The sequence below is a fragment of the Mesorhizobium sp. B1-1-1 genome (assembly GCF_006442955.1).
Lineage (GTDB): Bacteria > Pseudomonadota > Alphaproteobacteria > Rhizobiales > Rhizobiaceae > Mesorhizobium.
In genome coordinates this window covers 252,015-265,863 of sequence record NZ_VFWW01000010.1, presented here as the reverse complement: position 1 = coordinate 265,863, position 13,849 = coordinate 252,015, and the positions used below count along the sequence as shown (strand labels likewise).

The window sequence follows — 13,849 nt, the reverse complement described above, 5'->3', positions numbered from 1 at the left end:
CCTTGCGATCCTATCTCGAAGTCGAGTCTCCTTCGGACTCAGCTTTTTTCAGTCGACAAACAACTGTGTCACCATCAACCGTGTAGACGTTCGTAAAATTTCGGCGACCGAACAAATCCGAGTCTTGCTTGTCGTGGACCTCTTTAGCTCCGGCCAGCACCCAGATCGGACGAAAGCCTTTAGCCTGGCACATCTGCAAAAACTCCGTCCGGGCCACGAGTACTGTGCTCGGCCCCGCTTGTTCTGCTGACGGATCGAACGCCCGTGTCTTGCCCTGCGAGTCTACGTATCGAACCGTGCGGCCATCGGCGAGTCGCAGTCCGAGCGCCTGGATCACCCAAGGGGCGGGCAACCGCACCGAGAAGTTTTGTTTCAGACTATGGTCATAACTCCCCGCTTCTTGCAGAAACTGAACCGTTGTTGCGGCCGCCTCGACGCCAGCTCGTCGATGTTGGCGATTCCCCCACCAGCGTGACCACTGCGGATCGCGGTCATTGCGCCAGTCGTACTCGCCCAAATACCAATCGTCCTGGCCATCCTGATTTAGTCCGAGATCGTGATTTCCCAAAAAGAGAGCATCTTTAAGCTGGTCAAGACCAGCAGATTCATCACCGATATGCACTATAAGACACTCGAGCCGAAGCCATGTTTCACGCAGGATTCGCTCGGTTTCCTGGGTTGTGCCCCGCAACCGAAAATGTTGAAAGCCCCCCAACGGCAACCACTTCTGGCCGTTGTGATCCGATTTCAGGTCGACAAAGCAGGCGCCGTCGAGCAGCTCGCGGTCGGCATCCAGCCACTCCCAGGCAGCATCACGATCCATCGCTGCCTTCCTCGGAATCACTGGCATCCAGAACGTTGGCTCGTTGAACGACGCCCAGCCCCAGTCGTGGCTCTCTTCCATCAGCCGGGACGGATCAATTTTGCGAAGCCGCCGTACTGTTTCGCGATACTGCACGGTCCAATCCCCTTTCGTTGCAGCGCAGTTGTCGGAGATCCTGGACATCAGTTCGTGCAGTGCGATCCACTGGTACTTCTTGCCTATGCGTTCGCTCTTGTGACTGGTCCGTCCATGGCCACACGTGCGGTCATACTGGCCGTGGAGCCCTTCGCTCCAACCGAGATCATGGGCGCGCATGCAGACCCAACGCTGCGCCCAGGCAACATTGAACTCGGCGGGATTTTCACCCCAACCAGCCGAAGGTCGCCAGTGACGCGCCATCACGCGGTATCGCTCAAACCGCTCAGTCCCTAGCGTATCCCGAAACTTTTCCTCGATTCTCTGATGCTCCTTTGCGCTATCGCCGCTGGCATAGGCCCATTCCGGACCTTTGGCCCGGAGCGCATCCATTTCTTCGAACAAGTGCACCATTTCGGGCGTCGAATAAGAATCAAATTCAGCGCGCCATAGTGAGTACAGATCCGCGGAAGACGGAGGGGTCGTCTCCTCACGGCCAGCTGGGCTCCAGCCTCCTACGGCATACTTGATGACGTACGATCCGAAGTCCCCGTGATGACCAGTAGAGGACACGATCTCATCGCTCAGTATCACGCCGTCTCGGTACGTACGGGTATACGTAGCGATCTGGGCATCCGGTACCGGTTCAAGCGGCCAATTGCTAGAAAAGGGCGGATGGGTGTTGACGCCGCCCGGAATAAAATCGGTGCATCCTCTGCTCTCTGCGTACCTTAAGAGGGAGGAAAGATGGTCGCGCCACAGAAGGTCTAAGGGTAATGGGCCACGCTGGAAGAACTGAGTCGCCACTCTTTTGGCGATGACGCCTAGGTCATCAGCACCCCAGCGGCCCTGGAGAGCAGCCCCATAGAGCGATGCACTGAGACGCTCGCCAACGTAGGGATCGTTAACGCCATCGAAAAGCTCTAACAACTCGTCTGCCACGGCGGGGAACCTGGCGAAGAGGTTCACGAGACCCATTGTCGCCGTATCTCGCGCGCGCCGGCTTGAGGTCGAAAGAAACCAGGTAAGAATTATCGCCGCGCGCTGCGCAATGTTCGGATCAGCTTCTCCAGCTTGCACGTCTCTTGCCCATGCAATGAGGTCCACAGCCGCCGAATTGTCGGGGTTTGAGCTGTCATCGCCGTAGTTTGCGACAAAGATCGACCAATCAGCATCGCGTTCGGAAATTTTCATGACCTTCAGAAGTTCATGTAGCCAGTACGCATCGAACGTACTTTCAGAATCGATGCTTAGCCGCACGAGTGCATCCCAACGGGCATCTACACCGCCAGAGTCCTCAAGTAGTTCCAGAGTACGTTCGGTGATGCTCGACGGTGCCCGCAATCGCACCGTTTCCGGTGTTATGAGGCTCTTGGTCATTACGCCGGGAATGTTTGCCAACGCGTCGGAGAGCTCTACGCCCGTGCGCTCAGGAAGCTGAACTGCCAGCGCTTCGCGCACCCCCCAAGGAAGACCACCTCGCACACAAGCGCGCGCTAGCGGGCTGTCTGGCGATAGCGGAGACGGTAGCCGTGCTTCGACCAGAGTTTCGTCGAGTATTGAACGTGCGACAGTGTGATCGGCGAAACGCTCGAACGTGAACCTGACGTGGTCATGGAGATCGGAATCTGAGGTCTCATCAGCGGGGACGGGTTCGACCGAGATTACTCCCTCTGTTTCCAATTGATGCAAAAGGTCGCTGTCTTGGTCGCCCTTCCCCTCGTGAATCTCGTCAATAATCTCGAAGGCTCGGTCTACGGGAATATACGGATCTTGGGTGGATTCAATCTCGTGGGCCAAGGCGTCTATGGCGCGCTCGGTTATCCGTCGCCGACTATTCAGATTCATTCGTCGCTGAATGGCGTCAGATACAGCCTCTCGGTACATTGAGAAGACGGCCGTGACGCCGCGAAGACCTTTCGGGAAGCGAGTCTTGCCTTCCCGCTCTAGCGCGTCGCAGCACGTCTTGAGAAACAGTGGATTTCGGAGTTCGACATCGAGAAATGGATGCTCAGTCAACATGATGCCTCGCAAAGCCAAAAATGCGCGCGCATCGAAAGTTGAGAAGCCTGTGTGCTCAAGCTGCAAGGGGGATCGCGCGCCAAGGTCTGATGGCAAGGTTTGTGAGAGGTAGGTTGACCGACAGGAGAAAATGACCGCGACGTTTGCGTACTTGGCAGCGTCGAAGAGAAAGCCGCCGAGACGATCCGGCCATATTTGTCGTCCATGCCGCTCGTTTATGGCATCAATCATAAGCAGGCTTCGGCAACCAGCAGCTTCACCGGCGGCGTCGAGAGCCCCAAGGAATGTATCGCGCGTGTAGTGAGATGGCAGGCCCAATTGTTGAATGAGCTGGGACCAGACGTCCGTGTCGACAAGACTGCTCCCTAAGAACAGCAGTGCGGGGCGGGATTTCTGCAGCTGGTAGGCACAGGCGTCTGCGAGCAGGTGTGACTTGCCGGCACCCGCCTCGCCAGTCACCACGACAGCCGCACCAAGGGCCACCAGCCAAGGCTGATCCTCTAGCGTGTCAACAAGAGCGTTGAAAGCCTCAAGAGCTTGCCGGAATGTCGAGTAATGCGATCGTTCGGGTCGGCCTGAATCTTCGGCTGTCCGGTGTTGACGTTCCAATTCCGCATGGTAGAGCGAACGAGCAACCTCAAGGGCTGTATGCGCCTTCCCTTGCCAAGTACTTATTGGCCACTGGTCAGCGCTGAGATCCTCGATGGCATCCAGCGAGCGAGCCGCGGCCTCAATAGTTTCCGCCTGCTCGGCCGTCATGATGCCGGTGCGCTTGAGCCCATCTGTTACCTCCAGCAACTTACTACGATGGTCTGCAAGTTCCTGCAGAAGCTCAGCATTGCGTGCCAAACCAACCAGAGCGCGCCGAACAGGCAAGGCGACGTTGGTTTCCGCGGTATACCGGCGCCCCAGATTAGACCTTATGCGCCCGAATTGCTCGGCGAACCAGTCGGCCGTCAGATGCTGCGTTCCAAACCAATATAGACGGCGACCAGAGAGCCTTGAATCATCAGAGGTGAGTCGCTCTCCAAGGGCATGTGCGTCCCATAGCTTGATTTCCAAGGACCTGCCGTTCTTGGCGGCCTCTGCGATTCGATTAGCCCGCCAAGTTTGATATGCAGCCCGTTGGGTCACAGCCTTGCCACGGGCATCAGAAAGGTCGAAGGGCAGGCACACCGTTAAGACAGTTAGCTTCGGATGCTTCGCCAGAGCAGCGGCGAGGGACTTGTCGAGGCTACCAATCAGATTTGCGTCAAAGGACCACGAATACTTGACTTGCCAGCCGATTTCGCTTCCATCGCCGAGCCGGACGAAGCACTCGAGCCCGCCATCGCGGCCTTTGCCTTTGCGAATAAACTCGCTGCCGGCTGCTCGCTCCTCTAGACCCGCGAGTTGGCAAACCAGTTCCTCGAACCCCTCCGAGCGGCGCCCATTGAGGGCTCGCACTTCGTGGAAATCAATCGATGGGGATTCGTGCGGCATCAGGTACTCTTGGAATCGGTTGGTTTAGATTTCCGGCGGTTACGCTACATGCTTAGTGATCTGCAATTGACGGTTTATTCCCTCATGTTTAATTCAGACGTTGATATCGCCAGAAGTGGCGGTGCTCCACCGCTTGCCTTTTGAAGCTACGTTACAAAGCCGTCTTCCTGCGAAGCTAGTGGCTACATCAAGCCGGCTCTAGCGAAGATGTCTCTCGCGGTCCCCGCAGTCGAGCGCGCACCGGATGCCCGTTGGCAGCGCAACGCAAAAGGCGTCTGATAGAATTCTTTTGTGGCTGGACGTCGCGATGGATGAGACGTGCGTTGTCGATGATCTTGGCATGGTACATCTTGAGATAACAGTTGTGACTGGCTCTGACGCGCGGTTTGCCGCGTTGAAGTCGTTTCCAGCGCCTGCTGCGTCTGGGGCATGAAGCCGTCGCGTTGTCGCCCTAGCTGCTCCCGGACTAAAGAAACTCGGCCTGCCGGCCGTCTGCCCGGAGACGCAGCACGTGTGCCCGGTGACGGCGCTTTCGTTCATGATCGCGATCGACGATCCGTCATGTTTCCGCCGCTCGCGTGACGTTGTGGCCTACTTCGGGCTGATGCGACGCTGGCAGTCCGGTTCCACGATCGACGTCCAGGGACGCATCTCGAAGGCCGGCGACGCCGAAGTGTGGCGTGCGTTCTACGAGGCAGCGTCGGGACTGATGACGCGCTTCAGGGGCTCCGACAAGGTCGAGAGCTGGGCCAGGCGATCGCCAAACGCTCCTGCCACCGCAAGGCCTGTGTCGCTGTAGCGCGCAAGCTGGCGGTGATCATGCAAGTGATGTGGAGCGACGGCTACGCGCCCACATCATGGATCGAAGCCTCGCTCGGAGCGCATCGATGAGCGGCGCGACGGCTGTTCAAACGCATGGCGCCAGCACGCTGACGGACGCCATCTGAACAAGGAAATCCGCCCCGGCGTATGAGGATCGATGCAGACCAGGAACGACGGAACGCACGTTATCCTGACGGCGGCCGCACCGATCGACAGACGGCCGGACCGCGCTCGATTGTCTGTGACGATGCTCCGTCAGTCCGCTGAAAAGTGCGCCACGCCGGTTCCTGTGCTGCAAAAAAGCAGCGCTGCTACCCCGTCGCAGAGCGCGGAAGACTGCACGGCGCATCGGAACTCAACGCCAGACTATGGAATCGCAACATTGATTATAGAATAGTGTATTATCGTAGATTGGAGGAGAAACGACGAAAGAAGCCAAGTCTCTCGAAGCACGACCGATTAAGACGGCAGGATAAAAGGGCGCACATTGTGCTCCGGTCGGTCGGCTGTTTTTGCTTGGATTTTGTGCGCCCTCGGCACATTGTGAGGTTTTGCCGCAATGTGCGCTCCGATCCGAAACAATTGTTTAAACTCAACAATTTACAATGTGCTTCACAATCGGCGTTTGCGATTGTCCACGGATATTTGGAAGTGGTTCCGCACCGCCGCGAGGTTAGGCCCTGGATGGCTGCCGCGTTGTCATGACGGCAGACTGCACCCTTGTCGACATGGCATCTTTGACCGGCAGTCCGCGACCTCGATCGCCCAAGGTGCGAACGTTGGACCGGTTCCATGGATGGATAAGCCCGACGGCGACGGTCCTGCTGCTGGTGTCGATGCTCGTGCTTCTGGTGACCAGCGTGCTGATCTCCAACTCCCTGTCTTCAATCCTATCGGCCTCTGGCGGGTTCACGGTGCGCCAGATCCACGTCGCGGCGTCCTACTGGGCGGTGATCCTGGTGGCGATCCATCTGGGACTACGATGGCCGATGCTGATGGGGGTCGCATGCGGATGGTTCGGCATCACGCGTCCGAGCAACGTACGGATCTGGTCGCTTCGGCTCGCCACGGCACTCATTGCCGCCAACGGCCTGTTGAGTTCTCAAGCCCAGGCGCTGGGCACTAAGCTATCCATGCAGATGACGCTCGACTGGTGGAATTTCGAGGGGTCGAACGCGGGTTTCTTCCTGCACTGGCTGGCCATCGCAGGTCTGTTCATCGCGCCCACCTATTATTTGAAGCTGGGCCTGGCCAGCCTCTCGCGCACCCGCTCGTCAAGGTCCCCGGTAGCGAAGCACCTCGACCAATAGCGTGAGCGCGGGCGACGGATGACGCCGGCTTGGGTAGTAGAGGTGATACCCCGGAAAATAGGGGCACCACTCTTCCAGCACCCTTATCAGGCGGCCTCCCGCGATGTGTTGCAGCGCCTGGTCTTCCGGCACGTAGGCGAGCCCCAAGCCGTCGAGCGCCGACTGGATGCGGATCGTCAGGCTGTTGAAGATCAGCTGGCCATCTGGGCGAACGTTCACCTCGCGCCCCTCGCGCTCCAGGCCCCAGGTTGCCAGTCCGCCATAGGTGGGCATCCTGGTCGTGATGCAGTTGTGGTCCGCGAGGTCCTGGGGCTCACGGGGCGGCGGATGACGATCGAAATAGTCGGGCGAACCGACAAGCGCCATGCGCATATGGGGTCCGATCCGGACCGCGATCATGTCCTTGGCAACCTGTTCGCCCATTCGCACGCCTGCATTGTAACCCTCGGCGGCGATGTCGGTCAGGGCGCTTTCGACGATTATCTCGACTTTGACATCCGGGTAGTCCGGCAGGAATTTGCGCAGCGCCGGCTGCAGCACGCTTACGGCGGGATGTTCGCCCGCGGTGATCCGCAAGGTTCCGGCCGGCTTGTCGCGAAGTTCCGTCAGGGCCGCAAGTTCCAGCTCGATCTCGCCCAGCCGCGGCGCCACGGTGCGCATCAGGCGCTCGCCCGCCTCGGTGCACGAGACGCTACGCGTGGTACGCGTCAGTAGCCGAATGCCGAGCCGCTCTTCGAGGCTGCTGATCGTCTGGCTGAGCGCGGACGGCGAAACGCGCAGCTTGGCGGCGGCGCGGGTAAAGCTCTTTTCCCGCGCGACGGCGGCGAAAGCGGCCAGATTGTTGAAGTCCATGCTCATTCGTTAGCTCACCTAAACACCGCATGCGAATTATAGCGCGTTATCGCAGAGTTCGACACGCACTATCTTGGGCCTACCGACATTGATGCTGCACCGTCGCCCCTCCGGCCATCGCGGCGCGGCGACCCAGACCTGGAAGGAACCGAGACATGACCGCCGACAGCAGGATGAAGATGAGCCGCAGGAGCCTCCTCAGCGTCGCGGGCGGCCTGGCCGCCGCTCCACTCCTCGCGGCAGGTACCGCGCCCGTCCTGGCTCAGTCGAGTGGGACTGCAGCAGCCGCAGGCAGTTCGTCGCTTGGCACGCGGACGCTCGGTACGATCGAGGTCTCGAGCGTTGGCCTAGGTGTCCAGAATATGCACCGGACCTATGAAACGACCGTCCCCCATCGCCCTGAGATGATCAACCTGATCCGCACGGCGTTCGACCGGGGCGTTACGTTCTTCGACACGGCGGAAGCCTATGGCCCGCATGAATGCGAGCGAATTCTTGGCGACGCCATTACGCCTTTCCGAGACAAGGTCGTAATTACCTCGAAATTCGGCTGGAACATCGATCTGGAGACCGGAGAGCGCCGGCCGGGGCTCAACAGCCAGCCCAAGCATATCAAGCTCGCCGTTGAGGGTTCGCTCAAACGCCTCCGGACGGACCACATCGACCTGTTGTACCAGCACCGCGTCGACCCACAGGTGCCGATCGAGGATGTCGCTGGCGCGATCAAGGACCTGATGGACCAAGGCAAGATCGTGCACTGGGGTCTGTCTGAAATGGGTCTCAAGACGCTCCGGCGCGCCCACGCGGCCGTACCGCTGGCCGCAGTGCAGAGCGAGTATTCCATGCTGTGGCGCGGCCCCGAGCAGGATGTTCTGCAGCTTTGCGAAGAACTCGGCATCGGCTTCGTCCCGTGGAGCCCGCTGGGTGTCGGCTTTCTGACCGGCGCCATCGACAGCCGCACGCGGTTCGCCGAGGGGGATATTCGTGGCATCGAAGGCCGTTTCGCTCCGGAGAACCTGCCGCATAATCTGGCCCTAGTCGATCTCCTAAAAAGCTGGGCGGAGCGCAAGCAGAGCACACCAGCACAAATCGCACTGGCCTGGCTGATGGCCCAGAAACCTTGGATCGTACCGATCCCCGGCACCACTCAACTCACTCACATGCTTGATAACATCGGTGCGGGCGGGGTGCGGTTCACCTCCGAGGAAATCGCGGAACTCAATGCGGCGGTGCGAGTAATACAAGTTCAGGGTGCGCGCCTGCCGGATGCGGTCCTAGCCTACTCTGGCGTTGAGGCGCCCGCGAAGAACTGAGTGCACCATCAGTCGCAGGAAACCATTTATGCGGACCAGAACGCCGGGCATCGCGCTGAACGACCGGCCTCCAGCCTGGATTTACCCTCATGACCAGTATCGACATTCCGACCCGAAGAGACCTCCTGATGTCATCGCTGCTCCTGCCGCTTGCGATGGGGACTGGAGGCTCGATCTCGCCGGCCACAGCCGCACCTCGTGCAGGGAGTAGAACGCTGGTCGCCTACTTCTCCCGCAGCGGCAACACGCGCACCATCGCCGGGCTCCTCAGCCGCGATCTCGGTGCCGATCTGTTCGAGATTGAACCGGCGACACCCTATCCGGCTGACTACTTCGCGACCGTGGAGCAAGCAAAGCAAGAACGCGAGCGGAATTATCTGCCGCCGCTGAAGGCTATTGTTCGCGACCTCGCCTCCTATGATGCGGTCTATCTCGGTTTCCCGGTGTGGGGCGGCTCTGCCCCCTCAGTCATCCGCTCCTTCCTTGCGGCTCACGACTTTACCGGCTTGGCGGTCGTGCCGTTCAACCTGCACGGCGGCTTCGGGTTGGGAGACAGTCTCGAGGTCATTACCCGCGCGGCGCCACAAGCGCGTTTTGCCGAAGGCTTCGTGATGGAAGGGCTCCAGGAACGACGCACGACGGAAAGTGTTCGGAAGTGGCTCACCAAAGTGAGCATCGACAAATAACGGAAGTGCGTAGCAGCTCTCCGTCCCAGCCTCATCTATCGAAAGGATATGAGAATGAACATCCCCGCAGTGACACTGAACAATGGCGTACGGATGCCGAGCCTCGGGTTCGGCGTCTTCCAGGTGCCGGACCCAGCCGAGTGCGAACGCAGCGTCCGCGACGCGATCGATGTCGGATATCGGCTACTCGACACTGCGACCTCCTACGGCAACGAGGAGGCGGTTGGCGCCGCAATCAAGAACCACGGGATCGACCGAAGCGAGCTGTTCGTTACGACCAAGCTCTGGATCGAGGACGCGAGCTATGAAGGCGCGAAGGCCGCCTTCGACCGCTCGATGGACAAACTGCAGCTCGATTATCTCGATCTCTGGCTGATCCACCAGCCCTATGGCGATGTCTACGGGGCGTGGCGAGCAATGGAGGAACTGCACCGCGCCGGCCGCATCCGCGCCATCGGCGTCAGTAACTTCTATCCCGATCGCCTCGTGGACTTCGTGCTCCACAACGAGATCATCCCCGCGGTGAACCAGATCGAGATCCATCCTTTTCACCAGCAGGACGATGCGCAGAAGATCCTGCAGGAATACAAGGTTCAGCCCGAAGCTTGGGGGCCGTTCGCCGAGGGCAAGAACGGGCTGTTCTCAAATGACGTGCTCCAGTCCATCGGCCGTAAGCACGGCAAGAGCATCGCTCAGGTGGTGCTGCGCTGGCTTAATCAGCGGGGCATCGTCGCCATCCCGAAATCGGTGCGGAAGGAGCGCATGGCGGAAAACTTCGCGATCTTTGATTTCGGGTTGGACGACGACGATCTCGCCAAGATCGCTACGCTCGACCAGAAGGCCAGCAGCTTCTTCGATCATCGTGACCCTGCTATGGTCAAGCGGCTGGGGACCCGGAAGCTATCGGCTTAAATCGCCCCAATGGAGCGGCCTCAGACGTTCCAGGCATTAGATCCGGCTGAGCTTCCGCTTTTGTGCGGCAGCGAAAGTGCACGACCGTCCACCGTGGGGCCGGAAGCGGAATGTCGGCTTCCAAGCTCGGAATTCTGGAATCGGACATTCACCGGGCGCAGTCCGTCGGGGTAGTTAGATCTTTTGTCGAACGAGCTGCCGGGGCGCTCCTATTCCGGCTGAGCGGGAGCCAACTCCATTGTGCACCTCCCGAAAATTGTGCCGATCAGGAAAGGATAGCTCATACTGTGCCGAGTTAGAGCGACATGTTTGAGTGCGGTTTTGTTCGTCACGCCTTAAGACGGAGTGCCTCGACAAGAAGAGCGAAGGCTGCAGTGTGCTGGCGTCGGCTGGGGTAATACAGGTGATAGCCCGAGAAGGGTTGGCACCAGTCTTCCAGCACCCGGATCAGGCGTCCGTCTGCGATGAACGGAGCGACCTGGCTTTCAAACGTATATGCTAAACCGAGCCCGTCGAGAGCGGCAGCCTCGAGCATTTCCCCGTCATTGATGACGAGTGGGCCATTCATCCTGACTTCAAGTTCCTCACCCCCTTTCTCGAACTCCCAGGCGAAGAGCCCGCCGCCGGTCTTCTGTCGGTAGCTGATACCTCTGTGTTCCCCAAGTTCGCGCGGTGTCTTCGGAACCGTTCGGTTCGCAAAATACGACGGTGAGCCTACGACCGCCATCCGCAGGTCCGGGCCGATCCTTATTGCCACCATGTCCTTCTGGACTTGCTCGCCGATCCGGATACCGGCGTCGAATTTGCTTGCAACGATGTCAACTAGACCCTCGTCCAGGCTCAATTCCACTTCGATATCCGGATACTCCAGCAGGAGTTTGGCGAGGACGGGCCACAGTACTGATTTGGCGGCATACCGGAATGTCGTCAGACGAATGAGGCCAGTGGGCTTGTCGCGCAGGGCGGTGACGGCGGCGATCTCGCTTTCGATGTGATCGAAGGCCGGTCGTAGGCTTCGCAGCAAGCGCTCTCCAGCTACGGTCACGGACAGGCTGCGTGTGGTGCGTGAGATCAGCCGTACTCCCAGGCGCTGTTCCAGCGTTCTGACAGCGTAACTGAGCGCCGACTGCGATAGGCCGAGCTTTGCTGCGGCGCGTGTGAAGCTGCCTGCCTCTGCTACGGCGATGAAGACTGCCAGCTCGCTGAAATCTCCGCGCCTCATTTATCAATCCCATTTCTAACTTCATGCGGATTATAGCGGCTAGTCATACCAGTCCTATCCCCTATTTCATCCTGGACAACGAACGAGCGTCGAAAGGGAACGCCTGTGGACACCACACGACAGATATTCGAGCCGTTCCAATTTCGGAACGGGTTGAGCCTCGACAACAGGATTGTGATGGCGCCGATGACCACATGGTCGGCCAACGACGACGAAACGGTCTCTGACGCGGAGATCACGTACTACCGGCGTCGGGCGACTGGCGTCGGGCTTGTGCTCACTGGCTGCACTCATGTGTTGCCCGATGGCATCGGCTTTACCGGCGAATTCGCCTCCTACGACGACCGTTTTACTCCAAGCCTCTCTCGGCTGGCGTCAGCGGCCAAAAGCGGCGGGGCCTTGGCCGTCCTGCAAATCTTCCACGCTGGGAACAAGGCCGTGCCGGCGCTTATTCCTGGCGGCGAGGTCGTCAGCGCCAGTGCGCTCGAAGTCCCGCCCGGCCCCTTCAATCCGGGCGGCGTGAAGACACGTGCACTGACGAATGACGAAATCCTCGCGATCATTGCCGCCTTTGGCGAGGCGACACGACGGGCTATTGAGGCGGGCTTCGATGGCATCGAACTGCATGGTGCCCACGGATTTCTGATCCAGAACTTCTTCTCGCCTCTCTACAATCAGCGTGGCGATGAATGGGGCGGCACTCTCGAAAATCGGATGCGTTTCCCAATTGCCATTGTGCGCGAGGTAAAACGAGTAGTCGCGGCGCACGCGGACCGCCCCTTCCTCTTGGGCTACCGGGTGTCACCCGAGGAAGCCGAGCCAGGCGGCTTGCGTATCGCTGACACGTACGAGCTGATTGAATGTCTTATCGACGAAGGTGTGGACTACCTCCACGCATCGCTGACGAGCGTTCTCGAGGCAAAGCCTATAGAGGCGCCCGAGGGCGACACTATCGCTGACCTGATCACGCACCGAGCCGGCGGGCGGGTTCCGGTCGTTGCCGCCGGCCAGGTCAGAAAGCCTGGGCAGGCCGAACTCGCCCTGCAAAGAGGCCTCACGCTTGTCGCGGTTGGACAGGGGCTGGTGATGAACCCGGAGTGGGTCGAGCTGGCAAAGAGCGGCCGCGAGGATTTGATCGAGACCGAAATCCGGCCGTCGAGCGTTCCGGGCGTCGATATTCCAGCGAAACTATGGGGTGTGATTCAGTCCGCCACCGGGTGGTTCAAGATCACCGCCGCGACGGACGTGCCAAAAGCCAACGCAGCATAAATTGAAAAGATACCGGTCAGGAAGGATACGGCTATGGGTAGAGTATGGATGATTACCGGCGCTGGGCGAGGCATGGGTCTCGACTTTGCCAAGGCGGTCTTGGCCATCGGTGACAGGGTCGTTGCGACCGGTCGTAACCCGGATCGGGTCGCCAAGGCGATCGGGCAGTCGGACAATCTTCTGGTCGTCACGTTGGACGTGACCAAGCCGGCCGACGCCGACGCCGCGGTGAAGGCAACCCTCGACCGCTTTGGTCGCCTCGACGTGCTCATCAACAATGCGGCGGGGTTCTATGCGGGCTATTTCGAGGACCTGACTCCAGCCCATATCGACCTTCAGCTCGCGTCCACCCTGACCGGGGCCATGAACGTCACCCGGGCGGTCCTGCCGGTGATGCGCGCACAGGGTTCCGGCAAGGTCATTGCAATCTCATCGACGGCAGGCCTGGTCGGCTTCGAGTTCTGTTCTGCGTACGCCGCGGCCAAATTCGGCGTGGACGGTTGGATCGAGTCGCTGCAAGCCGAGGTGGCGCCGTTCGGCATTGAAACCATGATCGTGAACCCCGGGTTTTTCCGCACAGAGCTACTGACGGACGAATCCACTCAGTATGCTCCGTCTTCCGTTAGCGACTACAGCGAACGTCGCGCCCAGCAGATAACGGGCTGGAAAGCCGCGAACGGTCAGCAAGTCGGCGACCCGGCCAAACTCGCGCAGGCGTTGATCACTCTGGTCGACAAGCCGGAGCTGCCCCGTCGGTTCATCGCCGGCGCCGATGCTCTTGGCATGGTCAGGCAGAAACTCGCTCTGCTGCAGCAGCAGGTCGATGCCCATGAGGCGCTATCCAGGTCACTGGCCTTCGACAGTTGAACGTCGCATCCAGCACTGCCGTTGTGGCAGGTCTATTTATGAGCGCCATTGATAGGCCCATGCGAATTCTGGGGGCTAATCCGAATGCCGCGCCCATGCTCTCCTGAGGGTTGACCTTCGGCAACCGGCCAACG

9 protein-coding genes and 1 pseudogene are annotated in these 13,849 nt (G+C 59.7%); 7 read left to right on the top strand and 3 right to left on the bottom strand.

Annotation, left to right across the window (positions count from 1 at the left end; genetic code table 11):
* Positions 1–10: 10 nt before the first annotated feature.
* Positions 11–4,462 (bottom strand): ATP-binding protein, encoded by a 4,452-nt coding sequence (locus tag FJ986_RS22325; RefSeq protein WP_140630232.1) that lies wholly within the window; start codon positions 4,460–4,462, stop codon positions 11–13.
* Positions 4,463–4,740: 278 nt separating this feature from the next.
* On the opposite strand from FJ986_RS22325, the pseudogene FJ986_RS22320 reads away from it, so the two are divergent.
* Both FJ986_RS22320 and FJ986_RS22315 read left to right on the top strand, forming a co-directional pair.
* Positions 4,741–5,353, top strand: a pseudogene (locus FJ986_RS22320) (transposase).
* Positions 5,354–6,063: 710 nt separating this feature from the next.
* On the top strand, positions 6,064–6,594 hold the full coding sequence (locus FJ986_RS22315; protein WP_246678967.1) for a DUF4405 domain-containing protein: 531 nt from the start codon (positions 6,064–6,066) through the stop codon (positions 6,592–6,594).
* Here the strand turns inward: FJ986_RS22315 and FJ986_RS22310 are convergent.
* Positions 6,559–7,446: a LysR family transcriptional regulator gene (locus tag FJ986_RS22310; protein ID WP_140630317.1), complete on the bottom strand. Its 888-nt coding sequence runs from the start codon at positions 7,444–7,446 to the stop codon at positions 6,559–6,561. The genes FJ986_RS22315 and FJ986_RS22310 overlap by 36 nt on opposite strands.
* Before the next feature lie 155 nt (positions 7,447–7,601).
* Here FJ986_RS22310 and FJ986_RS22305 point away from each other — a divergent pair, with 155 nt between their 5' ends.
* The 3 genes from FJ986_RS22305 to FJ986_RS22295 all read left to right on the top strand — a co-directional run bounded on the left by FJ986_RS22305 (position 7,602) and on the right by FJ986_RS22295 (position 10,357).
* Positions 7,602–8,759: an aldo/keto reductase gene (locus tag FJ986_RS22305; protein WP_140630227.1), complete on the top strand. Its 1,158-nt coding sequence runs from the start codon at positions 7,602–7,604 to the stop codon at positions 8,757–8,759.
* An 89-nt stretch (positions 8,760–8,848) separates the two neighbouring features.
* Positions 8,849–9,445: a flavodoxin gene (locus FJ986_RS22300; RefSeq protein ID WP_140630225.1), complete on the top strand. Its 597-nt coding sequence runs from the start codon at positions 8,849–8,851 to the stop codon at positions 9,443–9,445.
* A 48-nt stretch (positions 9,446–9,493) separates the two neighbouring features.
* Positions 9,494–10,357: an aldo/keto reductase gene (locus tag FJ986_RS22295; RefSeq protein ID WP_140630222.1), complete on the top strand. Its 864-nt coding sequence runs from the start codon at positions 9,494–9,496 to the stop codon at positions 10,355–10,357.
* A gap of 328 nt (positions 10,358–10,685) precedes the next feature.
* Here FJ986_RS22295 and FJ986_RS22290 read toward each other — a convergent pair whose 3' ends face one another.
* Complete coding sequence (locus tag FJ986_RS22290) at positions 10,686–11,579, bottom strand: LysR family transcriptional regulator (protein WP_140630220.1); 894 nt, start codon at positions 11,577–11,579, stop codon at positions 10,686–10,688.
* 105 nt (positions 11,580–11,684) lie between these two features.
* On the opposite strand from FJ986_RS22290, the gene FJ986_RS22285 reads away from it, so the two are divergent.
* Both FJ986_RS22285 and FJ986_RS22280 read left to right on the top strand, forming a co-directional pair.
* Positions 11,685–12,848 (top strand): NADH-dependent flavin oxidoreductase, encoded by a 1,164-nt coding sequence (locus tag FJ986_RS22285; protein WP_140630217.1) that lies wholly within the window; start codon positions 11,685–11,687, stop codon positions 12,846–12,848.
* 33 nt (positions 12,849–12,881) lie between these two features.
* Positions 12,882–13,715: an SDR family oxidoreductase gene (locus FJ986_RS22280; protein ID WP_140630214.1), complete on the top strand. Its 834-nt coding sequence runs from the start codon at positions 12,882–12,884 to the stop codon at positions 13,713–13,715.
* The last annotated feature ends 134 nt before the right edge of the window (positions 13,716–13,849 follow it).

Excerpts from the sequence above, each read along its gene's own strand:
- FJ986_RS22295 (WP_140630222.1), top strand. The coding sequence starts at position 9,494 with ATGAGAATGAACATCCCCGCAGTGACACTGAACAATGGCGTACGGATG.
- FJ986_RS22325 (WP_140630232.1), bottom strand. The coding sequence starts at position 4,462 with ATGCCGCACGAATCCCCATCGATTGATTTCCACGAAGTGCGAGCCCTC.
- FJ986_RS22305 (WP_140630227.1), top strand. The coding sequence starts at position 7,602 with ATGACCGCCGACAGCAGGATGAAGATGAGCCGCAGGAGCCTCCTCAGC.
- FJ986_RS22280 (WP_140630214.1), top strand. The coding sequence starts at position 12,882 with ATGGGTAGAGTATGGATGATTACCGGCGCTGGGCGAGGCATGGGTCTC.
- FJ986_RS22300 (WP_140630225.1), top strand. The coding sequence starts at position 8,849 with ATGACCAGTATCGACATTCCGACCCGAAGAGACCTCCTGATGTCATCG.
- FJ986_RS22290 (WP_140630220.1), bottom strand. The coding sequence starts at position 11,579 with ATGAGGCGCGGAGATTTCAGCGAGCTGGCAGTCTTCATCGCCGTAGCA.
- FJ986_RS22310 (WP_140630317.1), bottom strand. The coding sequence starts at position 7,446 with ATGGACTTCAACAATCTGGCCGCTTTCGCCGCCGTCGCGCGGGAAAAG.